This window comes from Thiocapsa roseopersicina, from assembly GCF_900106925.1.
Taxonomy (GTDB): Bacteria; Pseudomonadota; Gammaproteobacteria; order Chromatiales; family Chromatiaceae; genus Thiocapsa; species Thiocapsa roseopersicina.
In genome coordinates, this window is record NZ_FNNZ01000002.1 from 308,971 (window position 1) to 331,727 (window position 22,757).

The 22,757-nt window shown below is 63.9% G+C and carries 21 protein-coding genes; 8 read left to right on the forward strand and 13 right to left on the reverse strand.

Annotated elements, in window-relative coordinates:
• Positions 1-99: 99 nt before the first annotated feature.
• The 7 genes from soeC to BLV04_RS03980 form a co-directional block, all read right to left on the reverse strand.
• On the reverse strand, positions 100-1,077 hold the full coding sequence (gene soeC / locus BLV04_RS03950; RefSeq protein ID WP_093028332.1) for a sulfite dehydrogenase subunit SoeC: 978 nt from the start codon (positions 1,075-1,077) through the stop codon (positions 100-102).
• Positions 1,078-1,144: 67 nt separating this feature from the next.
• On the reverse strand, positions 1,145-1,867 hold the full coding sequence (soeB, locus tag BLV04_RS03955) for a sulfite dehydrogenase subunit SoeB (protein WP_093028334.1): 723 nt from the start codon (positions 1,865-1,867) through the stop codon (positions 1,145-1,147).
• A gap of 107 nt (positions 1,868-1,974) precedes the next feature.
• Positions 1,975-4,878, reverse strand: coding sequence for a sulfite dehydrogenase subunit SoeA (gene soeA / locus BLV04_RS03960; protein ID WP_093028336.1), 2,904 nt, complete (start codon positions 4,876-4,878; stop codon positions 1,975-1,977).
• A gap of 311 nt (positions 4,879-5,189) precedes the next feature.
• Entirely contained in the window at positions 5,190-5,465 is a 276-nt protein-coding gene (locus BLV04_RS03965; protein ID WP_093028338.1) for a hypothetical protein, read from the reverse strand.
• A gap of 364 nt (positions 5,466-5,829) precedes the next feature.
• Positions 5,830-6,915: a homoserine O-succinyltransferase MetA gene (gene metA / locus BLV04_RS03970; RefSeq protein WP_093028340.1), complete on the reverse strand. Its 1,086-nt coding sequence runs from the start codon at positions 6,913-6,915 to the stop codon at positions 5,830-5,832.
• A gap of 22 nt (positions 6,916-6,937) precedes the next feature.
• Positions 6,938-7,810: an ATPase gene (locus BLV04_RS03975; RefSeq protein ID WP_093028342.1), complete on the reverse strand. Its 873-nt coding sequence runs from the start codon at positions 7,808-7,810 to the stop codon at positions 6,938-6,940.
• 247 nt (positions 7,811-8,057) lie between these two features.
• On the reverse strand, positions 8,058-9,974 hold the full coding sequence (locus BLV04_RS03980) for an ATP-binding cassette domain-containing protein (RefSeq protein ID WP_093028344.1): 1,917 nt from the start codon (positions 9,972-9,974) through the stop codon (positions 8,058-8,060).
• A 189-nt stretch (positions 9,975-10,163) separates the two neighbouring features.
• On the opposite strand from BLV04_RS03980, the gene BLV04_RS03985 reads away from it, so the two are divergent.
• The 6 genes from BLV04_RS03985 to cydX all read left to right on the forward strand — a co-directional run bounded on the left by BLV04_RS03985 (position 10,164) and on the right by cydX (position 15,441).
• Positions 10,164-10,874, forward strand: coding sequence for a Crp/Fnr family transcriptional regulator (locus BLV04_RS03985; RefSeq protein WP_093028346.1), 711 nt, complete (start codon positions 10,164-10,166; stop codon positions 10,872-10,874).
• A gap of 293 nt (positions 10,875-11,167) precedes the next feature.
• Complete coding sequence (locus BLV04_RS03990; RefSeq protein WP_093028348.1) at positions 11,168-11,575, forward strand: DUF6858 family protein; 408 nt, start codon at positions 11,168-11,170, stop codon at positions 11,573-11,575.
• A gap of 50 nt (positions 11,576-11,625) precedes the next feature.
• The gene (locus BLV04_RS03995) at positions 11,626-12,054 is read left to right on the forward strand and encodes a NifB/NifX family molybdenum-iron cluster-binding protein (RefSeq protein WP_093028350.1); all 429 of its coding nucleotides are present in this window, start codon (positions 11,626-11,628) and stop codon (positions 12,052-12,054) included.
• A 218-nt stretch (positions 12,055-12,272) separates the two neighbouring features.
• Positions 12,273-13,892, forward strand: a complete 1,620-nt coding sequence (locus tag BLV04_RS04000; RefSeq protein WP_093028457.1) for a cytochrome ubiquinol oxidase subunit I — start codon at positions 12,273-12,275, stop codon at positions 13,890-13,892.
• Positions 13,893-13,902: 10 nt separating this feature from the next.
• Positions 13,903-15,045 carry a cytochrome d ubiquinol oxidase subunit II gene (gene cydB, locus BLV04_RS04005; protein WP_093028352.1) on the forward strand — a complete coding sequence of 381 codons (1,143 nt, stop codon included), beginning with the start codon at positions 13,903-13,905 and terminating at the stop codon, positions 15,043-15,045.
• Between the two features lie 273 nt (positions 15,046-15,318).
• On the forward strand, positions 15,319-15,441 hold the full coding sequence (gene cydX / locus BLV04_RS04010) for a cytochrome bd-I oxidase subunit CydX (protein WP_093028459.1): 123 nt from the start codon (positions 15,319-15,321) through the stop codon (positions 15,439-15,441).
• Positions 15,442-15,616: 175 nt separating this feature from the next.
• Here the strand turns inward: cydX and BLV04_RS04015 are convergent, their stop codons facing one another.
• A complete protein-coding gene (locus BLV04_RS04015; protein ID WP_093028354.1) occupies positions 15,617-16,141 on the reverse strand; it encodes a hypothetical protein in 525 nt (174 codons plus the stop codon).
• A gap of 282 nt (positions 16,142-16,423) precedes the next feature.
• Here BLV04_RS04015 and BLV04_RS04020 point away from each other — a divergent pair, with 282 nt between their 5' ends.
• Positions 16,424-16,720, forward strand: a complete 297-nt coding sequence (locus BLV04_RS04020) for a hypothetical protein (protein WP_093028356.1) — start codon at positions 16,424-16,426, stop codon at positions 16,718-16,720.
• Positions 16,721-16,876: 156 nt separating this feature from the next.
• Here BLV04_RS04020 and kdsB read toward each other — a convergent pair whose 3' ends face one another.
• From kdsB to BLV04_RS04045, 5 genes are all read right to left on the reverse strand, one after another.
• Positions 16,877-17,662, reverse strand: a complete 786-nt coding sequence (kdsB, locus tag BLV04_RS04025) for a 3-deoxy-manno-octulosonate cytidylyltransferase (RefSeq protein WP_093028358.1) — start codon at positions 17,660-17,662, stop codon at positions 16,877-16,879.
• Entirely contained in the window at positions 17,655-18,647 is a 993-nt protein-coding gene (lpxK, locus tag BLV04_RS04030) for a tetraacyldisaccharide 4'-kinase (protein ID WP_093028360.1), read from the reverse strand. The genes kdsB and lpxK overlap by 8 nt, the downstream gene beginning before the upstream one ends.
• Before the next feature lie 215 nt (positions 18,648-18,862).
• Entirely contained in the window at positions 18,863-20,644 is a 1,782-nt protein-coding gene (msbA, locus tag BLV04_RS04035; protein WP_093028362.1) for a lipid A export permease/ATP-binding protein MsbA, read from the reverse strand.
• Positions 20,641-21,129, reverse strand: coding sequence for an ExbD/TolR family protein (locus BLV04_RS04040; RefSeq protein ID WP_093028364.1), 489 nt, complete (start codon positions 21,127-21,129; stop codon positions 20,641-20,643). Before BLV04_RS04040 ends, msbA begins: the two co-directional genes overlap by 4 nt.
• On the reverse strand, positions 21,126-21,752 hold the full coding sequence (locus tag BLV04_RS04045) for a MotA/TolQ/ExbB proton channel family protein (protein ID WP_093028366.1): 627 nt from the start codon (positions 21,750-21,752) through the stop codon (positions 21,126-21,128). Before BLV04_RS04045 ends, BLV04_RS04040 begins: the two co-directional genes overlap by 4 nt.
• Before the next feature lie 347 nt (positions 21,753-22,099).
• Between BLV04_RS04045 and BLV04_RS04050 the strand changes: the two genes are divergently transcribed.
• Positions 22,100-22,681 carry a LemA family protein gene (locus BLV04_RS04050; RefSeq protein ID WP_093028368.1) on the forward strand — a complete coding sequence of 194 codons (582 nt, stop codon included), beginning with the start codon at positions 22,100-22,102 and terminating at the stop codon, positions 22,679-22,681.
• Positions 22,682-22,757: the final 76 nt, after the last annotated feature.

Here is a 22,757-nt window from a genome sequence, read left to right on the forward strand (position 1 = left end):
CAAGTCTGCCGGAGCCGATCCCATCCAAAAACATCGCATACCGCGCCGGGCGCGGTTTAAGTTGCCGAACCGCAGGGCAGCGCCGAACCGGCTCGCCGGTCAGGAGATGCTCTGGTAGTAGAGATTTTGCGGATGCTTGGCCTCGGCGAAGAAGTACCAGCGCTCGGCGAGGAGCCCGATGTACTGGATCACGAAGGCAAGGATCGGCAAGGTCGTGGATTCGATCAGGTAGGCGCCGGAGATCAAGAGGATCGGCATCGGGAAAACCAAGATCAGAAAAAGGTTGCGCACGAGCCGAACGGTCTCGGGACTGCGCCCGTGGAAGAACTCGCGCGTATTGAAGCTGCCTCCCATCGCCCCCTGCGCCTTCTGCACGACGGCGGTGTGGCGCACGCCGATAGCGGTCTGCACTGTGCTCTTGTGCTTGAGCCTGGCGTTGCGTCTGAGATGGGCGACACGCGAGACCAGTGCGCCCAAGGTCAGCACCACGGCCCAGGTGCCGAAAAAGGACACCAAGGGATTGCCGAGGTAGGCCGAGTAGGCGGCGGCCAGCATGAACCCGGAGGCCAGACCCAGGAGGGTGAAGTTGGCGACGGTGAAGGTCGAGTGCCATTCCTGGAGGAACTTGACGCTCGCATAGATCATGGCGGTCGAGACGAAGAGTGCGAAGGAGGCGATCGTCCCGAGCAAGCCCAAGAGCAGCGTCGCATCGACGCCGAGCACCTCGCCGATGCGGAACCAAGGCTGCGTCCAATGCATCAAGTGCGCGACGCTGTAGGCAAACACGAGCGCCATCAGGATCGGCAGGATGATGACCTCGCGCGACAACCAAGAGGTCCGCCACATGGCGGCCGAGCGCCAGGCCCGCTCGGGACGCCCGAGATGAAAGAAGGAGGCGCCGAGACCGACCACGAGCAACCAGAGGGCAACCAGACTGCCGATCGCATAGAACTGGTCCTCCTGCACCGGGAGGAACCGGGCAATCGCATAGAGTTGACCGGTAAACATGGCCAAAAACAGACCCTGACCGGCACCGAGCAGCGTGGTCAGAAAGATGACGGAGAATGCGGGGTGCATGGGTGGATCCCTTTGTCCTATAACGAATGTCGCGTCGGCGAGTGAGCTTGATCCGGGTCCGGCATCCTTACCAGGCCACGTCGTCCAAGGTCTCCTCGCCCGTGTAGGTGGTGAGATCCTCTTTGCGCAACGGGTTGTCGACACGCGTCAGCTCATCCGGACTGATGTACATCCGGTTCTTCTGACGCGGCAGATAATGATTGGCCGGCTTGGTACCCCATTCGGGCATCAGCTGATAGCCGCCGCGCTCGCGGATCGCCACCGAGACCTCCGAGTCCGGGTCATGGACGTCGCCGTAGAGTCGGGCACTGGTCGGGCAGGCCAGCACGCAAGCCGGCTGGCGATCGCGCTCGGACAGCGTGGCATCCGTGATGCGATCGATACAGAGGGTGCATTTCTTCATCACCTTCTGCTGCTCGTCGAGCTCGCGCGCGCCGTAGGGGCAGGCCCAAGCGCAATACTTGCAGCCGATGCACTTGTCGTAATCGACCAGCACGATGCCGTTGTCGGCCCGTTTGTGCGAGGCACCGGTCGGGCAGACCGGGACGCAAGGCGGCTCCTCGCAGTGCAGGCAGCTCTTGGGGAAATGGACCGTCTCGGTATTCGGGAAGACGCCGACCTCGAAGGTCTGCACCCGATTGAAGAAGGTCCCGGTCGGACTGCCGTCATAGGGGTTCTGGTCCACCATCGTGCCTGCCCAGCCGGAGGTGTTCCACTCCTTGCAGGACGTCACGCAGGCATGGCAACCGACGCAGACGTTCAGGTCGATCACCAGGGCAAGTTGAGTCATGTCTAATTCTCTCCGTTGTCGGCCGTCAGCCGCGGGATCGGTCGTCGGCTTGCGAGCCGACGATGCATATCATCGCCGGGCCCGGAACCGACCGCTGAGGGCCGAAGCTACTTCTTCCCGAACACGCCGGCCATGTAGGCCTGCCACTTGCCGCGCTGCTTCTCCTGTCCGGGCAGGCGCGGCATGGCATCGAACTGGGGTGAGGTCACCCGCGGCTCGTCGGGGCCTGCCTTGTAGACACGAACTCGCACGTCGAACCAGGCAGCCTGACCCGTCACCGGATCCGAGTTGGAGAGATGATCGCCGGCCTCGCTGGGCGGCAGCTCCTCGGCGATCAGATGGTTCAGCAGGAAGCCCTTGCGCGACTCGTCCGCGTTGCTCCCGAGCCCCCAGGCGCCGTTGGCCTTGCCGATCGCGTTCCAGGTCCAGACCGTGCCGGGCTCGACCGCCTCGGAGAAGCGACACATGCAGCGCACCTTGCTCAGCGTCGACTCCACCCAGATCCAGTCGCCGTCGCCGAAGCCGTGCTTCTTGCCCACGAGCGGATTGACGAAGAGATAGTTGTGGCTGTGGATCTGACGCAGCCAGGCGTTCTGGCTGTCCCAACTGTGATACATGGCCATCGGACGCTGGGTCAGTGCGTTCAACGGAAAGCGCACTGTGTCGACCAATTGATCTTCCAGTGGACGATGGAAGAAGGGCAAGGGGTCGAAATAGGTTTCGACACGCTCGCGCAGCCGATCCGGCGGCTGGCGTCCGGGCCACTTGCCCTGCGCGGCCAACCGGAACTTCTGCAGGACCTCGGAATAGAGATGGATCGTGATGGGCTCGGCATAACGGATCATGCCGTGCGCCCGCGCCCAGTGAAGGTAGCCCTTGTTCCAGTTGCGCATGTACTGGTAGCTGGGCGGCAGCTCGTGATGGAAAACGCAGCCGTTCTTGGCATACATCTCCCACTGCTTGGGATTGGGCTCGCCCTTGAGCACCTGATCGCCGTCCTTGCCGCGCCAGCCGGCCAGAAAGCCGATGCCCGAGCCGGGCGATGTCTCGTAATTGACGATGAAGTCGGGATAGTCGCGGTACTTGCGCTCGCCCTCGGCGGTGACAAAGGCCGGCAGCTTCAGGCGCGATCCCAGCTCGATCAGCACGTCCTGGAAGGGCTTGCAGTCGCCTTTCGGCGGCAGCACCGGGATGCGAACCGCGTCGACCGGACCATCGAACTCGGAGATCGGGCGGTCAAGCATCGAGAGCGCGTCGTGGCGCTCCAGATAGCTGGTATCCGGAAGCACCAGATCGGCGAAGGCGACGGTCTCGGAGGCGAAGGTGTCGCAGACGACGATGAAGGGGATCTTGTATTTCCCCTCGACATCCTTGTCCACCAGCATCTTGCGTGTTTCGCTGGTGTTCATGGAGGAGTTCCACGCCATGTTGGCCATGAAGAGGAACAGGGTGTCGATCGGATAGGGGTCGCCGCGCCAGGCGTTGGTGATGACGTTATGCATCAGCCCGTGCACCGAGAGCGGATACTCCCAGGAGAAGGCCTTGTCGATGCGCACCGGTCCGCCGTCGGCGTCGACGAAGAGATCCTCGGGCTTGGCGGGCCAACCGAGCGGCATGCCGTCGAGCGGCGTGTTCGGCTGGACGGCCTCGGGGCCGTGGGGCGGTTTGGCGCAGGGCGGAATCGGGCGCGGAAAGGGCGCCTTGTGGCGGAAACCGCCGGGCCGATCGATGGTGCCGAGCAGGGTCATGAGCACGCCGAGCGCACGGATGGTCTGGAAACCGTTGGAATGGGCGGCCATCCCGCGCATCGCATGAAAGGCGACCGGGTTGCCGGTCACCGACGGGTGCTCGACGTCCCAGCAATCGGTCCAGGGGATCGGCAGCTCGATCTTCTGATCGCGCGCGGTGACGCCCATCTCGTGCGCAAGGCGACGGATGGTGTCGGCCGGAATGCCGGTGATCTCGGCGGCCCACTCGGGCGTGCAGGGTTCGAGCCGCTCCTTGAGCAATTGGAACGCCGGTTTGACCGGGATCCCGCCGTCCATGTCGAGCTTGTAGCTGCCCATCAGGCGCGGATCCGCACCCGGTGTATGGGTGCTGATGGGGCCGTCGAGGTTGCGGTCCCACCAGAGTTTGTTCTCCGGATCGAAGCAGCCTTCTTCCACGTGCATCTCGGCACGATAAAAGAGACCGTGATCGTCGCGAGCCGGGGCATCGATGACCAGCTCCGCGGAATTGGTATAGCGAACCAGGAAATCGCGATCGAACAGACCCTGCTTGAGGATCTCGTGGGAGATCGCCATCAGCAGCGCACCGTCGGTGCCGGGCTTGATCGGCACCCACTCGTCTGCGATGGCCGAATAGCCGGTGCGGATCGGATTGACCGAGATGAAGCGGCCGCCGCGTCGTTTGAACTCGGAGATGGCGATCTTCAGCGGGTTGGAATGGTGATCCTCGGCGGTGCCGATCATCACGAAGAGCTTGGCGCGATCCAGATCCGGTCCGCCGAACTCCCAGAAGGAGCCGCCGATGGTATAGATCAGCCCCGCGGCCATGTTGACCGAGCAGAAGCCGCCGTGAGCGGCGTAGTTCGGGGTGCCGAACTGTTTGGCGAAGAGACCCGTGAGGGCCTGCATCTGATCGCGACCGGTGAAGAGCGCAAACTTCTTCGGATCCTCCGCACGCAGGCGCCCGAGACGCTCCTCGAGCATCTGGAAGGCTTCGTCCCAGGAGATCGACTCGAACTCGGAGGTACCCCGCTCCGCCCCCGCCTTGCGGCGCAGCGGTTTGGTGATGCGACCGGGCGAGTACTGCTTCATGATCCCGGAGCTGCCCTTGGCGCAGATCACCCCTTTGTTCAGGGGGTGGTTGGGATTACCGTCGATATAGCGGACCTCGCCGTCCCGCATGTGAACCCTGATACCGCACCGGCACGCACACATGTAGCAGGTGGTTTCCTTGACCTCGACTCGCCCGACCGTGCTGTCGGAGTGAGCAATGGGATCCTGCATGTGAGCACCTTTAAGAGCGAGGTAGTGGGCCAGACGATTACCGCATTCTAATATTGCGGCTGTCTATCTTTCAAACTTGATGCCAACCCGGGAAATGGGAGACCGGAACAAGCAGGAGCCCGCCGAACGGAGCGGTAGTAGGCGGAAAACGGGGCGATCGAGACGCTTGCTTTTGAATGCGTAGGAAGAAGGAGAGACGGAAACCCGATCCACTGCAAACGAGCGCTCGCACCCCCGGGGCGGTCGCCCCGAGGGTGCGAGTCTTGACGAGCCCGACGAGAGCCGGAGCCCGGCGCGAACGACGTCGCGGGCTAGGCCGCTTCGGCCAGCGTCACCGGGAGCCACGAGGCCAGACGCTCGCGCTCTTGGATGACGTCGATCGCGAAGAAGTGATTCAGCACTTCCAGTGCCTCGTCGAGGTCCTCGCACGGCCACTCGTTCGTGATACTGCGGAAGGTCCAGTCCTCGACGTGGAAGCAGCAATGCCCGCCCTTGGCCGCACCCTCGGCGTCGTAACGCAGCTTGAACCCGGTGTAGGTCCTGGGATCCCATTTGTAGCGGATTGCGTTTTCGGTTTGCTCGAACATGTTTTTCTCAGTGGAATCTGTTGTTTGGATGCCGATCATCCCGCCCCGGAGAGTCGGTTGAGCTGCCCGCTCGGCAACGAAAGGGAACATGCAGACAACAACTGTTTCCTTTTCGTCACGCACTGCATCTCATGTGCTGAGTTTAGTATCAAAATGCAACAAACGACAACCAGGCAACAGGCTTTTTTTCGCCAAATCGATCATGGGGGTTAAAAAAGTCATCGAGCCGATCAGTGGTATCTTTCAAAACAGGAGGACGCATCTGTTGTCGAGATGCAACGCGGAGACAATCAAACGCCCCGCGATCGGGTTCCGTTCGCGCGTCGGTGGCGAAAAACCACCGTCGACACGTGCGCTCGCTATATTAGCCGCGGGGTCGACGCCAACTGAGCGCAAGCGGATCGTCGGGGTCCACGTGCGACATGAAGGGAAGCCTGCGGTCGTTGTGGGTGACCTGATAGATCAATCCCATCCAGTTGCCGAGCACACCTTCGCCGCTGTCGTGCCAGGTGTTGTCGAGCCTGCCGACGATGTGCTGCTCGGGGAAGGCGGGCAGCTCGCGACCCTGATCGAGTGCATCGAGGATTCGCTCGCGGTGCTCGTCCAAAATGGCGCGCGACTGAACGCCGAAATAGTTCTCGGGGACAGGCGGGTATTGATCGCGCTCTCCGGAGGCGAAACGATTGACCTCGCGCTTGTACTCCTTGAGCAGCGAGATGATGTCGTACTCGGGATGACCCTGGAAAAACACCTGGCGGAAGCCGTCCGGGCTAACCGCGAGATGAACGCCGGCCTCCTCGCTTTCGGCCAGGATGTGCAGGCCGGCCGCATCGAACTGGTCGCGACCGATCTCGTTGAAACGCGAGTGCGGCACGTCGAAGCGCGTATTCACACTGCTCACCAAGGGATGGCTGCGATCGATCACGCGATGGACGTAGACACCCCAGCGCTTCTCGCCCAGCGGACGGCGCCGCTGACCGTAGCGAAACTGCAACACCGCATGGGTCGCCAGGCAGGAGCAGAGTGTCGAGCTGACGTTGTGGTAGGCCCAGTCGACCACCTCGATCAGCGGCTCCCAGAAGGTCTGACTCGCGAGGTCCGGGCCCATGACATTGGCCCCGGTGATCACCAAGGCGTCCAGGCCCTCGGCACGAATCTTCTCGAACGGCTCGTAGTAGCGCTCGACGTACTCCCGGGTGATGGGGCCGCGATCGAGCGCGTCGAGCGTGAAGGGATGGACGTAGAACTGCGCGATCTGATTGCTCTGACCGATCAGGCGGAAGAACTGTCTCTCGGTCGCCGCAAGTGCGGCATCCGGCATCATGTTCAGCAGGCCGATGTGCAGCTCCCGGATATCCTGCTGAATCGCGTGATCGGGCTCGAGGATCTTGTGGCCCTCTTCGCGCAGACGCTCGAACGTAGGCAGGTCATTGTGGGCGACGATCGGCATGGGGTCGGTCCTGTCGTTCGGGTTACTGCATCTCGGGATCGAAGACCGGCGTCTCGGCCTGTCCGATCGCCGATTCGATCAGCTGCAGAAAATCCTGCTCGTCGCGCACCCGCGCGACATCCTCGGACGAGACCGTGTAGCCGTGAGGCCTTGCGATCGCTTCGTAACGCGGCACCCGCGAATGGAAGAGGCGCGGGAAGACCCAGCGCGTGAAATCGTCCGGGTCCACCTGCGCGACATAATCGAGACCATGGACCGACAAATAGTCCTTCAGCGCGGCACGCAGGAAGTCGGGGCGGTAATAGAGCGGCTTGGGATCGGCCTGTGCGCGTTGAATGAGCTTGATCTCGTCCGCCTCCGGGACCCGGATGTAGAGGATCAGGCTGTGCTTGGCGAGCAGATCGATGACTCGCGGCTCGTCGAGCTCGCAGAGACTCCCGCCGACGTCGTTGATCAGATGCGGATAGCTGTAGATCTCCTGCGCCTTTCGCACGAAATCGGGCACATCCATCATGGCCGCGATCTCCGCCTCGCGATACAGCGCCTGGCGACGGTTGAACTCGCCGAGCGGCAGCCCCCCGCGCTCGGGGTTCCCGAGCTTGCCGACGAAGCTCAGGACCGGCCCCAGATCCTTGATCTTGATATTGTTGTGGATGGCGACCCAATCGTGGCGCAGGAGATCGCGCAGGAAGGGATCGCGCATCGCGTGCGCTTTGACCAGGTCGAGGATGTGCTCGTTGAGATAACGCGTCCCGATCCGGTAGTCGCCGGAGTAGTGGAACCAGTCGTTGCGGCGCAACATCTCGGAGAGATAGGTCTTGCCCACCCCCGACATCCCGAGCAGCGTGATGCACTTGTGCTTCCAGCTGCGGAATTCATCGACCTTGAACTTCATGGATTGAACCGCGTCCTGAGTGACAAACGATGTTTGGCGGGAAACGACCGCTTGATGAGACCGAGAAAACCGTGCCTGACGCGGTTCAAATGACTCATACCGAGCGCAGGTGACAAGCGGAAACCGGCAGCGAGCCGACCCGGAGCAAACGGCGATGTTAGTTCAGGACGCGGACGGCGACAAACGCGCCGTCCGGCGGTCCGGCGCTCGGTCCGGCTGCGCATGTACGTCCTTCGCTCCCGCCGGATCAGCGCCGCGCCTCGAGCGCCTCCCAGCGCGCGTAGGCGGTCTCGAGCTCGGACTCCAACGCCTCCAGACGCGCCTTGACCGCAGCGACCTCCTCGCGGGCGGCCTGATAGAAGGCCGGATCGGCCAGGCGTGCGTGCAGCTCGGCTTGCGCGCCCTCCAGCGTCTCGATGCGCGCCGGCAGCTCGGCGAGCTCGCGCGCCTCTTTGAAGCTCAGCTTCTCGCCCTTGGGTGCAGCCTTGGGCTGATTCGTCCCGCCCGCGGGGGATGACGGCTGTGTCGCGGGGTCCGCCGGTTTGGTCTTGAACTCGCCCGAGCGCCGCGGATCGCGTTGACGCACCCAGTCCTCGTATCCGCCGACATACTCGCGGACCCGCCCTTCGCCCTCGAAGACCAGTGTGCTGGTGGCGACATTGTCGAGCAGTGCCCGGTCGTGGGAGACCAGCAAGAGGGTGCCCTGGAACTCGACCAGCAGGTCTTCGAGCAGCTCGAGTGTCTCGGTATCCAGGTCATTGGTCGGCTCGTCGAGCACCAGCAGATTGGCGGGGCGTGTGAAGAGCTTGGCCAGCAGCAGGCGATTACGCTCGCCTCCGGACAGCGCCTTGACCGGCTGCCGCGCGCGCTCCGGGGTAAAGAGAAAGTCCTTGAGATAGGAGAGGACATGACGGCTCTGGCCGTCGACCTCGATCTTGTCGCTGCCGCCCGCGACGTTGTCCTGGACGCTCCTATCCAGGTCGAGCTGGGCGCGCAGTTGATCGAAATAGGCGACCTGCAGGTTGGTCCCGCGCCGAATCGTCCCGCTCTGCGGCTCCAGATCGCCGAGCAGCAGCTTCAGCAAAGTGCTCTTGCCGGCGCCGTTCGGGCCGATGATGCCGATCTTGTCGCCGCGCAGGATCAGGGTGCTGAAGTCACGGATCACCGGGGTGTCGCCCCAGGCGAAGCCGATCTCCTCGGCCTCGACCACCAGCTTGCCGGAGCGATCCGCCTCGCTCAGGCGCAGACGCGCAGTGCCCTGAAGCTCGCGCCGCTCGAGCCGTTCGCGGCGCATGGATTCGAGCGCGCGCACGCGGCCTTCGTTGCGGGTGCGTCGCGCCTTGATGCCTTGGCGGATCCAGACCTCCTCCTCGGCGAGCTTGCGGTCGAACTGCGCCGCGGCCTGTGCCTCGGCATGCAGGCGCTCCTCGCGACGCCGCAGATAGTTGGCGTAGTCTCCGGGCCAGTCGGTGATCCGCCCGCGATCGAGCTCCAGGATCCGCGTCGCGACCCGCTGCAGGAAACGTCGATCATGGGTCACGAAGAGCAGAGAGCCCGGAAAGTCGATCAGGAAGTCTTCGAGCCAATCGATCGCATCGATGTCCAGATGGTTGGTCGGCTCGTCGAGCAACAGCAGATCGGGCTCGATCACCAGGGCGCGGGCAAGCAAGACGCGCCGTTGCAGACCGCCCGAGAGCGCCGCGAAACGCGCCTCGGCATCGAGCCCCAGCCGCGAGATGACGCGCTCGGTGCGTTGCTCGATCGCCCAACCGCCGCCGTCCTCCAATTGTTGCTGGACCCGCGCCAGACGGGTCAGATCCTCTTCGCTCGGGTCGCTACCCAGGCCGTGGGAGAGCTTGAAGTAGTCGCTCAGAAGCACCCCGAGATCGCCCAGACCGGCGGAGACGACCTCGAAGACGCTGCCCTCTTCCCCGCGCGGGATCTCCTGTGTGAGGCGCGCCACCTTCAGCCCCGCGGCCGCGCGGATCTGACCGGAGTCGGCCTGAATCTCCCCGTCGATGATCCGCAGCAAGGTCGACTTGCCGGCGCCGTTGCGGCCGATCAGACAGATCCGCTCTCCTCGCTCGATGCTGAAGGAGACGTCCTCCAAAAGCGGCGGCAAGCCATAGGAGAGGGCGACGGAGTCGAGGCTGAGCAAGGTCATCGGGATACCTGGTCGAAGAGGACGTGTGAGTGACGGCGCGCGGCGGACGGGCGAGCACCGGTGGCTCACGTTAGAGAGGGCGACGACGATGCGCAACCCCGCGCGCGAAATGATCTCGTCGGTTCGATGGGCTACACTGGGCCATCAGGCGCTTCAGGCGCCCCGAACGACGAGATTCAGACGAGCCCAATGGTCAAAAGTGTCACGCTGCGGGAAGCCTGGTCCGGCGAGGCGGACTGCCTCAACTGCTCGCTTCGCACCTCGGTCCTCTTCGCGGGACTGGCCGAATCGGATTTCGAGCAGATCCACGACCCGATCGACCAATTCACCTTGAAACCCGGCACCAGTCTCTACCGCACGGGCGACGCTGCAGACCACATGTTCACCGTGCGAACCGGTGTCCTGAAATTGGTTCAGTATCTCCCGGACGGGAGTCAGCGGATCGTGCGGATCGCGCGTACCACCGACGTCTTGGGCCTGGAGGCCATGCTCGAGGGCGGGACCTACCAGCACGACGCCATAGCCCTTCAGCCGACCGAGGTCTGCCGCTTCCCCGCCCGATTGGTGCGCGACCTGGGCTGCAACAATCCGGATCTGCACCGTGAGCTGATCTCACGCTGGCAACGCGCCTTGAACGAGGCCGACGCCTGGCTCACCGAGCTCTCCACCGGATCCGCCCGTCAGCGCATCGCCCGGCTCTTGCTGCGCTTGGTGCGCGATCGCGAGAGCAGCGCCTGCCAATTGTTCAGCCGCGAGGACATGGGCGCCATGCTCGGCATCACCACCGAGACCGCCAGCCGCACCATCGCCGAGTTCAAACGCCAGAGCCTTCTGGTCGAAACCGACCCCAACCGCTTTTTGCTCGACATCCCCAACCTCAAGCGCATCGCGGAGGGTTGAAACGCGTCCGGTGCGATATGCCGCGTTCTCGGTCAGGCTCGGAATCGCGCACACCCGAGAGCGCCGCGAGAGATGCGTTTCAAGAGATTAATTCATTTTATTATCCTGAACCGCGGCCCCGCCGACCCTCTTGGCATCATCCTTCGGCATCTCCCGCGAATCGGCTCGAGACGTGCCCCGGACGCGGTTCAGCCGGGTTGACCGATTTCAATGCCCCGAGCCCCGCTCCTCCCCAAGATGGCCTATTCCGCGGTACCGCACCGCCGCTTGACCGAGACCGGGAAGGGCAGATCATGAAACAGACCGTGCTGCAGGAGTCGTTTCCGGTCTACGTGTTGGAAATCGGCCGCGAGGAGACACCGTTCGACTCGGTCGACGGCGTCTGCGGTTATTTCAGGGCCTGCATCGAGGCACACCCGTCGGCCGTATTCATCGCGGAGTTCGATCACCTCCGACACACCCGATCACTGCCGGACGGACGCGTCGGCGAAGGCATCCGAGCGGCCAAGAATCTAGTCTTCTGCTTCGGCATCACATTGCCGAACCCGCAGGCACTCGCCATGCGTCCCCGCTCGATCGGTATCGCGGAGACCGACGACGGCTTCGTGATCACCTTCATTGAATCGCCCATGCCCGTAGCGAACGCGGCAATGGAGGACTGGGCGTTGCGTCTGCGTCAGACAGAGGCGGCCCCGGCCTAAGTCCCACGGCAGGGTACCCAATCAAACACCCCCTACGAGATCCGAAATCCATGACCAATCGAAGCGTCTTCGCCGTTCTGAATACCGGCAAATCCATGCGTATCGCCGTCACCAGCCAGAACTTCCGAACCATCACCGGACACGCCGGCAAGAGCCGTCGCTTCATCGTCTACGAGGCAAACGCCGACGGCAATCCGACCGAGGTCGATCGGCTCGATCTGCCGATGGAGCTGTCCCTGCACGACTATCACGGCGACGATCACCCGCTGTTCGAGCTCAAGCTCAACGGGATCGTCACCCAGGGTGCCGGAACCGGCTTCCTCCAGCGGATGGCCCGCCACGGAATCCAGGTCTACACCACCAGCGCGACCGACCCGCTGCAGGCCGTGTCGGCCATCCTCGCCGGACAACCGCTGCCCGCAGCGGCTCCGCACACCCATGACCATGGGGCCGGTGAAGGCGCACACCATCACGATTGACGCCGGCCGCATCGCCTCCTCGAGCACGCGATAATTTTCCCGAAGAGCAGGTTGCGATTCGTCATTTCCGCCATGTGACGACCGGCCTAGCCTAAGCACTTCCGACCGGCGGGCCAGCCTGATCCGGACCGTCGGCGATCTCCCCGATCGCCGACACCCTGCCCGGCACCCGACAGCCCTCCTTGCCGTTCCTGATCTCCAACCTCGGGAAGATCGCCATGCTTGACAGCACCATGATCGAGCTCTCGCGGTGGCAATTCGCCATGACCGCGATGTACCACTTCCTCTTCGTGCCCCTCACACTCGGCCTCGCCTGGATCCTGGTGATCATGGAGAGCGTCTACGTTATGACCGGACGCGAGATCTACCGGGACATGACCAAGTTCTGGGGCAAGCTCTTCGGCATCAACTTCGCGTTGGGCGTCACCACCGGGCTGACCATGGAGTTCCAGTTCGGGACCAACTGGGCCTACTACAGCCACTATGTCGGCGACGTCTTCGGCGCACCACTCGCCATCGAGGGCCTGATGGCCTTCTTCCTGGAATCGACCTTCATCGGTCTGTTCTTTCTGGGCTGGGAGCGCTTGTCCAAACGCCAGCATCTGACCGTCACCTTCCTGATGGCGCTGGCGTCCAACCTCTCGGCGCTCTGGATCCTGGTCGCCAACGGCTGGATGCAGAACCCGGTCGGTGCCGAGTTCAGCTACGAGACGATGCGCATGGAGATGACCAACTTCATGGATGTCGTGCTCAACCCGGTTGCGCAGGTCAAGTTCGTGCACACGGTGGCCGCCGGCTACGTGACCGCATCCATGTTCGTGCTCGGCATCAGCTCCTGGTACATGCTCAAGGGGCGGGATCTGGCCTTCGCCAAGCGCTCCTTCTCGGTCGCGATCGGCTTCGGTTTGGCGGGCATCCTCTCGGTCATCCTGCTCGGCGACGAATCCGGCTACGAGGTCGGCGACGTGCAGAAGGTGAAGCTCGCGGCGATCGAGGCGGAATGGCATTCCGAGCCGGCTCCGGCCGGCTTTACGATCATCGGCTTCCCGAGCAACGAGGACGAGGAAACCCACGGGGCGGTCAAGATCCCCTGGCTCTTGGGGTTGATCGCTACGCGCTCGCTCGACACCCAGGTGAAGGGACTGAAGGACCTGATGGTGGACCACGAGATCCGCATCCGCAGCGGCATGATCGCCTACGAGTATCTGCAGCGCCTGCGCGGGAATCAGGACACGCCGGAGAACCGCGCGGTCTTCGAGGACCACAAGGACGATCTCGGCTACGGGCTCCTGCTCAAGCGCTATATCGACGACCCGAGTCAAGCGACCGAAGAACAGATCCGCATGGCGGTCAAGGACTCGATCCCCGAGGTCGCGCCGCTCTTCTGGAGCTTCCGGGTGATGGTCGCGGCCGGGTTCTGGATGCTCGCCTTGATGCTGTTGGGCTTCTACTTCAACGCCAAACGCGTCATCCAAGAGAAACGCTGGCTGCTGCGCCTCTTCCTCTGGAGCATCCCGGTGCCCTGGATCGCGGCAGAGACGGGCTGGTTCGTCGCCGAGTTCGGCCGTCAGCCTTGGGCGATCGGCGAGGTCCTTCCCACCAGTATCGCCGCCTCGAGCCTGGCACCGAGCGACCTCATCATCAGTCTCTCGGCCTTCATCCTCTTCTACACGGTGCTCCTGATCATCGAGATGTATTTGATGTTCAAGTTCGGGCGGCAGGGGCCCAGCTCGCTGCATACGGGCCGCTACCACCATGAAGAGGCGGCCACGGCGTCCCGCTCAACCACCGCAGGCGGTCCGGCACCCGCGCTCGCACCGCAGAAACGGCAAGACTAGGGGACCGATCATGATCATCGACTACGAAGTCCTGAAGTTCATCTGGTGGGTGCTGGTCGGCGTGCTCTTGATCGGCTTCGCCGTGACCGACGGAATGGACATGGGCGTCGGCGCACTCCTGCCCTTCCTGGGCAAGACCGACGATGAGCGACGCGTCATCATCAACACCATCGGCCCGCACTGGGACGGCAACCAGGTCTGGCTGATCACCGCCGGCGGCGCCATCTTCGCCGCCTGGCCGCTGGTGTATGCCACCGCCTTTTCGGGGTTCTACTTTGCGATGCTGCTCGCGCTCTTCGCACTCTTCTTCCGGCCGGTCGGCTTCGACTACCGCAGCAAGATCGCCGATCCGCGCTGGCGCAGCGCCTGGGATTGGGGGCTCTTCATCGGCGGGGTCGTGCCGGCGTTGGTCTTCGGCGTCGCCTTCGGCAATCTATTGCTCGGCGTGCCCTTCCATCTCGACGATATGCTCAGATCCTTCTACACCGGCAGCTTCTTCGGCCTCTTCCATCCGTTCGCGCTGTTGGCGGGCGTCCTGAGCGTGGCGATGCTGACGATGCACGGCGCGGTCTGGCTTCAAATCCGGGCGGCAGAGCCGATCGCTTCGCGGGCAAAGGCAGCGGCTCGGATCTTCGCACTGATCAGCATGGCGGTCTTTGCGCTCGCCGGGATCTGGCTGATCATCGGCATCGACGGCTTCAAGGTGGTCTCCATGCCCGCGCTCGATGCGACACCCAACCCGCTGACCAAGGAGGTCGTCGCGGATTCCTGGGCCTGGCTGGCCAACTACGGCACCCATCCTTGGACGCTGCTCTTCCCGGTGCTCGGCTTCGCGGGTCTCTGGGCGACGATGAAGCTCGCCGCCGCCGATCGTCCGGGCTGGGGTCTGGTGAGCGGCAGCCTGGCGATCACCGGCATTATCGTGACCGCCGGGGTGAGCCTCTTCCCCTTCATCCTGCCCTCGCGGACCGATCCCAACAGCAGCCTGATCGTTTGGGATGCCGTTTCCAGCCATCTGACCCTGACGGTCATGTTCTGGGCCGCGGTCATCTTCATCCCGCTGATCCTGGCCTACACCACTTGGACCTATACCAAGATGTGGCGGCGGGTGACGGTGGAGGAGATCCGGGAACAGGAGCATTTGGCGTACTAAACCGCGTCCAGAGCGATTTGCGTCGTTTTCATTGTGCGTTTGGCTGCGCAGATATCCTCGATCCCAGCGAGACGCGGTTTAGAAGGGAAAACTTTCAATGCTTTAAACCGCGCCGGCTCCGATAGTCGTCGGAGCCGGCGCGGCCAAGCCATTCCGACAAATGACGCATACCGCACCGTGCGCGGTTTAAGGGGTTCATCGAGAAACGTCGGGGTCCGAGGTCGTCGCGGGCGACCCCGGACAATGAGCATCGATCACCGAGAGGACGATCCCATGTGGTATTTCGCTTGGCTCCTGGGTGTGCTGCTGGCCCTCGCCTTCGGCATCATCAACGTCATGTGGTACGAATCCGAGGAGTGTTACAGACACACCGGGGATGCGCGGCCCGATAATTAAGGGCATGTCCGAGAAAAGAACGACCGGCGTGTAGGTGCGAATTTATTCGCACAGCCTAGGTGGTGGCGTCTCCGAGCGCCTCGCGGGGAAACCGGCGTGTGTGCGAATAAATTCGCACCTACAACCCTTTCGGTTCCTCCGCGCATGCGCAGTCGAGATGAACGTGGCCCGTGCCTTATCGGCTGTTCGAACCCCGGCCGATCCGCCCCGACGCCGGTTGACTGCGGCGCGCCCGATCCATCTGCATCTGCAGCCGCTGGCTCTGTTGTTGCGCCTCCAACTCCATCAACTGTCCCTGCATACGGATCTGACCGGCCCGAACGTCCGGCATGCCGTCTGCCCCGCCACGGGGCACCAGCCGATCCTGCCGACGGGCCGAGTGGAGTGCGCGATTTTGTTGCTGAAGAAGCTCGCGATAACGGATCGCCTCGTTCCACTCAAGCGACTGCTGCCGCGCCGCCTCGGACGGCGACAGCGGGCCGGTCTGTTGTCTCGCCGCTCGTTGATCCTGCTGCAATCTCAACCAACCGGCGGCGGCCCGCTGCGCCTGAATCCCCTGCACGCGTGCCGTGTCCGTCTCGGCAGCGACCGGAATGGCCATCCACAGTGTTGCGATGACGACAAAGAGACAGGCCGTTTGTCGCGAATATCGCACCGTTGCGGTGCGACAGGGGCCTTCGACCGTCTGAAACCTGTGCATGCTTGGGCTCCCATCATCGACGCCACCGGCTTGCGTCTTCGTAACCTATTGTTTCGATGAGATCAAGGCTCGAAACAGAAAATTGGCATCCGTTCTGCATTAGTGGGATTAAGACGACGCTTCCGTCCTTCGGTTTCGTTCTCTGACCTCCTCAGTGGTGATTCGCCCCGCGTCAGCGGGGTTTTTTTTGCCCGGATGAAAATTCCCTTTTCGACTGCCATGTTGGTGTATTCGGGAGCGCGCAGGTGTTGCGTGCTCGCACGTTCAACAGCAGGAGCCGACATGGCAAAGACCCACGCAATCGATACCGCGTTGCTGCAACAGCTCAGATCGCTGCTCGGTCATCGTTGCGAGCACGTCGGGCAGGTCTGGCGCCTGATCGACATCCTGCCCGAGGAGGGACTCGCGGTGCTGGAATCGGATCTCGCCCGACCTCCGATCCAGATGGACCAATACGGCCGCGCCAGCCATCGCGCCAACGCGATCCTGCAGGTCCGAATCCTAGACCCGGTCGAAGGGGAAATCACGCTCGAGATGCAAGACCTCCTGGAATGCCTCCAATCGACGCTCCGTGCCTGAGTCACGGTCAAGAAGCGCAGTCCGGCCAAACGGACAGGGAGTCCCCGAAGATCGTCGAATCGAGACTCTCACATCAAAACCGCGCCAACGCCAACGCCGATCTGTGCGCAAAGGCATCGCCCACCACCACACGACCCGCCGGGCAGAGGACGCGGTTTAGGCTAGATGCCGCTCGGCCCTCAACAGATCGGAGGCCGTATCCACACCCGGCCCCGGCTCGGCGGTGGCGATCGCCACATGGATACGCTCGCCGTGCCAGAGCACGCGCAGCTGTTCGAGCGACTCCGCCACCTCCAAAGGCGACGGCGCCCAAGCCAAATAGCGTTTGAGGAAGCCGACGCGGTAGGCATAGAGCCCGATGTGACGGAGAAAGGCGACCGATGTCGGCAACTCGGCGTGATCGGCGAGAAACTCGTCGCGGTGCCAGGGCATCGGGGCGCGGGAGAAATAGAGCGCGTAGCCTCGGGCGTCCGTGACCACCTTCACCACGTGTGGATCGAAGAGGGTCGCGCGCTCGGAGATCCGCGCGGCCAGCGTGGACATGCCGAGATCGGCGATGCCGGCCAGGTCGGTCGCGACCTGATCCAGCAAGGCCGCCGGCATCGCCGGCTCGTCGCCCTGCAGGTTGACCACCACCACGTCGTCGTCCCAGCCGCGCAGCTCGATGACCTCGGTGATGCGCTCGGATCCGCTGCGGTGCTCGCTTCCGGTCATCACCACCTCGGCTCCGAAGCCGCGACAGACCTCGGCGATCCGCCGGTCGTCGGTTGCGACCAGGATTTCCTCGGCGGCACTTTCTCGCGCGCGTTCCACGACATGTTGGATCATCGGCTTGCCGGCGATCGCTATGAGCGGTTTGCCGGGTAGCCGCGTCGAGCCGTAGCGCGCGGGGATGACGACCTTGAATCCTCCGGATTGATCGGACATCGTTCGATCAGACATGGGTCCGTGCCTCCAGCGTGCGAAAGAATGCCTCGACGAAGGCCGTATCCAGCTCGGCCTCCACGGGCAGAAACCAGTGATCCTCGCTGGCGAAGCGAGCGCACTTCACCGCGTCCTTCTCGGTCATGAGCACCGGGCCGGCCGGCCAAGCCATAAGATCAGACGGTGCGAAGGGATAGTGATCCGGATAGACGCGGCCTTCGACCTCGAGACCCAGACCGCGAAGCATGGCGAAAAAGCGCTCGGGGTTGCCGATCGCGGCGACCGCGAAGACGGGCCGCCCGATGAAGTCGGCGATCGGCCTTGAGACGGCGGGGTCACGGAGATTGACCGCCGCACCCGGAATCAAACGCATGCGGTAACCGCCGCCCATGGCGTCACCCGCGCCGTCACCGTTGGTCAGCACCAGATCGACGGTGGTCAGACGCCCGCGCGGCTCGCGCAACGGCCCCGCGGGCAGGCAGCGCCCGTTGCCCAAACCGCGCGCGCCGTCGACGACCGCAATCTCGATGTCTCGCGCCAACCGATAGTGTTGGAGTCCGTCGTCGGCGAGCAGGATGTCCACGTCGCCCCCGGACAGTGCGAGCGCACCGGCGGCAACGCGATCCGGTCCGGCGACGACGGGACAGCCGCTGCGACGCGCCAGCAGCACCGGCTCGTCGCCGAAATCGGCGGGCTCACCGTCCGGAGGAACCCGGCGCGGCGTGATCGAGCCCCGTCCACGGTAGCCTCTCGTGATAATCCCTGGACGCCAACCGCGCGCCCGCAGCAGCTCCGCGAGCTTCAGAACGGCCGGGGTCTTGCCGGTCCCGCCGACGGTGAGATTGCCGACCACCACCACGGGCACCGGCAGGAGCCGGCTCGCGAGCCAGCCCTTGCGATAGCCCAGGCGACGCAGTTGGACCACCAAACAGTAGAGCCAGGAGAGCGGCGCGAGGATGACGCCGAGCGGATGGCGGCCGTACCAGATCGGGTTCGGGTCCATCACCTCGATCCGCCCGACCGCTTGATTGTGTCGAGGCGCGGGAGGCTCGACGCGGCGCCGAGCGGGTTGTGCTTCCCGGCGTCAGCACAACCTACGGGGCGGGGGGCGCGTGGGCATCGTGAAACCGCAGCCCGTGCCGGCACCGTAGGTTGTGCCGAGCCGTGCGAGGCACAACGCACTGCCGAGCGGGTTGTGCTTCCTGACGTCGGCACAACCTACGTCGCTGCCGGGGGCTCGCCGGCATCGTGGAATTGCAGGCGGTGCAGGCGGGCGTAGTAGCCGTCCTGCGCCAGCAATTCGGCGTGGGTGCCCTGCTCGACGACCTGTCCGTTGTCCATCACCAGGATGCGGTCGGCGTTCTCGATGGTGGAGAGACGATGGGCGATCATCAGGGTCGTGCGGTTCGCCATCAACTCCTGCAGGGCGGCCTGGATATGGCGCTCGGACTCGGTGTCGAGTGCGGAGGTCGCCTCGTCCAGGATCAGGATCGGGGCATCCTTGAGCATCGCACGCGCGATCGCGAGCCGCTGACGCTGCCCGCCCGAGAGCATGACGCCGCGATCGCCGATACGCGTGTCGAAACCCTCGGGCATCGCCTGGATGAAGTCGAGCGCGTGGGCATTCACGGCGACGCGCTCAAGGGTCTCGCGGCTCGGCGGTGCGGCCTGACCATAGGCGATGTTGTTGGCGATGCTGTCGTTGAAGAGCACCACGTCCTGACTGACCAGCGAGATCTGGGCGCGCAGACTCGCCAAGGTCAGCTCGCCGATCGGGATGCCGTCGATCAGGATCTCGCCCGCGGTTGCGTCGTAGAAGCGCGGGAGCAGGCTCGCGACCGTGCTTTTACCGCTGCCGGAGCGCCCGACCAACGCGACCCGCTCGCCCGGAGCGATAACGAGGTCGAGATCCCGGATCGCCGGCGGCTTGTCGGGCGAATAGACATGGGTGACGCCGCGGTACTCGACGCGCCCCTCGGCGCGCTCCAACGTCCGACGTCCCTGATCGCGCTCCTCCTCCGCATCCAACAGCTCGAACAGGCTCTGGGCGGCGATGATGCCGCGCTGCAGATGGGCGTTGACCGAGGTCAGACGCTTCACCGGCGGCAGGAGCAAACCCATGGCGACCACGAAGGACATGAAGGTGCCGACCGAGATGTCTTCCTTCAGCCCCTGCATGGTCGAGAGATAGACGATGACGGCGATCGCCACGGCCGAGATCAGCTGAACCAAGGGCACGCTCGCCGCCTCGGTGGCGATCATCTTCATCTGCAGCGAGCGGGTCTTCTCGTTGATGGCGCTGAAGCGTCGCGCCTCGAGCGGCTGGCCGCCGAACGCCTTGACCACCCGATGGGCCTCGATCGCCTCCTGGGCAACCTGGGTCAGGGCGCCGACGCGGTCTTGGATGCGCCGGCTGTGGCGGCGAAAACGCTTGGTCGCGTACTTGACCGCGCCCGCCATGAGCGGGCCGATCACCAGAAAGATCGCCGAGAGTGCGGCGTTCAGATAGAGCATGTAGGCCATCAGGCCGATGACCGTGAAGCCGTCGCGAACCAGGGTGGTGATGGCGGAGGTGGCCGCCGTGGCGACGTTTTCGACGTTGTAGGTGAGCTTCGCGAGGATGTGTCCCGAGCCCTGGTTGTCGTAATAGCGGGTCGGGGCACGCAGTAGATGCTCGAACATCTGTTGGCGCAGATCCGCAACCACGCGCCGCCCGACCCAGCTCAGACAGTAGTTGTTGATGAAGCCGGCGATCCCGCGAAACACGAAGAGTACCACCAACACGAACGGCATGAGCCGCACGATCTCCTCGTTGCGATCCACGAAGCTGCCGTCGATCAGCGGCTGCATCATGGCCGCGAAGAGCGGCTCGGTCGCCGCGAAGGCGATCATGGCGACGATCGAAACGCTGAACATCCGCCAATAGGGTTTGACGTAGCCGAGCAGCCGGCGGTAGATGGGACCGGCCTCGACCTCGGGGCGGGATGCGTCATCGGTCATTCCGCAACCTCTGCTTTGGATGGCCCGGCGGATAAGCCGGCCGACGGCGGGTCCGATTCGGAATCGGCCTGCGGGACACGGGTCGCCGCGAAGGCGATCTGCACCAGACCGGCCTGACTGGCCGCATCGAGCGCCGTCATCACCGCCTGATGCGGCGTCTGTGCATCGGCCTGGATCAGCACGGGCAAAGGCTCGCGCTCACCGAGACGTTCCTTCAAGACCTCGACTAGGGTCTCGGTCTCGCGATCGCGCACGGCCCGATCGTCGACATTGAAGGACCCGGTCCGATCGATGACGAGCCGGATCATCTCGGGCTCCTCGGCCGGGATCTCCTCGCCTTGCGCCTCCGGCAGCTGCACGCGCAGCCGCGCCTCGTCCTTGAAGGTGGTGGAGACCATAAAGAAGATCAGCAGGAGAAAGACGACATCGATCAACGGGGTGAGGTTGATGTCGGCCGGGTCGCGACGGTGCGGACGCAGATTCACGCGGAGACCTCGCCGGCCTCGCGCTCGCCCTTCATGACCTCCACCAGGCGCAGCGACTGCTCCTCCATCTCAAGTGCGAGCCGTGCGACCTTGTTGTCGAAGAAGCGATGGAACATCAGCGCCGGGATGGCCACCGAAAGACCGGCGGCCGTCGTGATCAACGCCTTGGAGATCCCGCCCGCGAGCATGGCGGCGTTGCCGACACCGGCGTCCATGATGACGCCGAAGACGTCGATCATACCGAGAACGGTGCCCAAAAGGCCCAACAGCGGCGCAACCGAGGCGATCGTACCCAAGCTGCTCAGGAAGCGCTCCAGCTCGGCGACCACCTGACGACCGGTATCCTCGATCGCCTCCTTCATGATCTCGCGCGAGTGGTTACGGTTGATGAGTCCGGACGCGAGCAGCCGCCCGAGCGGGGAGCCGGTGCGAATCTCCTCGATCCGCGCATCCGTGAGCTCGCCCCGACGGTGCCACTCCCAGATCCGGGTGACCAGATTCGCCGGCATGATCCGCGAGCGGCGCAGCGTCCAGCCACGCTCGATCACGACGGCGGTGGCGATGATCGAGCAGGCGAGGATCGGCACCATCAACCAACCGCCGGCATACATCATTTCAAGCAAGAGGGGAGCTCCTCAGGAAAGATTCAAAAACAACGGAAATCTGTAGGATGGGTAGAGCGCAGCGAAACCCATCCTCAACACTACCCATCCGCGTGAATCAAGGTATTCACCCTTGCCGCACGGACGCCAATGGTACTCCCTCGACCCGCATCGGCAAGCCGACACGACACGGCGGATCGGTCCGCACTGCGCGACAGGGTCGATCTTCAGGTGCCCGCCCCTGCTTGCCCAGCGGGAGTATGTTAGCCTTCCGCCGCATTGCCGAAGGCCGCGCGCCGGCCTCGGCCGGAGACCGGACCCGGCGACTGTCGGGCTCGGGGGACAGTCATCAGCGTGGGAGAACACCGATGGGATGGACACTGCTTGGCCTGATCCTGCTCGCCGCGATTCTCGTCGTCGTCATCTACAACCGTCTGGTTGCCGGACGCAATCGCTACAAGAACGCCTTTGCTCAGATCGACGTTCAGCTCACGCGCCGCTACGACCTGATCCCGAATCTGGTCAAGGTCGCCGAGCGCTACATGACCCACGAGCGCGAGACCCTCGAAGCCGTCATCCAGGCCCGCAACCAAGCGGTCGGCAGCCTCAAGCAGGTCGCGGCCGATCCGAGCGACGGCGCCGCGGTGGCGATGCTGGCCCAAGCGGAGATGGGCGTGGCCGGCGCACTCGGTAAGCTGTTCGCGCTCTCCGAGGCCTACCCCGACCTCAAGGCCAATCAGAACATGATGCAGCTCTCCGAGGAGCTGGTCAGCACCGAGAACCGGGTCGCCTTCGCGCGCCAAGCCTTCAACGATGCCGTCATGGGCTACAACACCCTGCGCGAGGTCTTCCCGAACAATCTGATCGCCCAGCGCTTCGGATTCACGGCCGCACAGTTGCTGGAGATTGAGGCGCCGGAGAAACGCGAGGCCGTCACAGTCGCCTTCTAAACCGCGCTTGAGCGTCTATGGAAGGGTTGCGGTCGGGAACGACCTCGCCGCGACCCATAACCACGGCAGAGCGCGG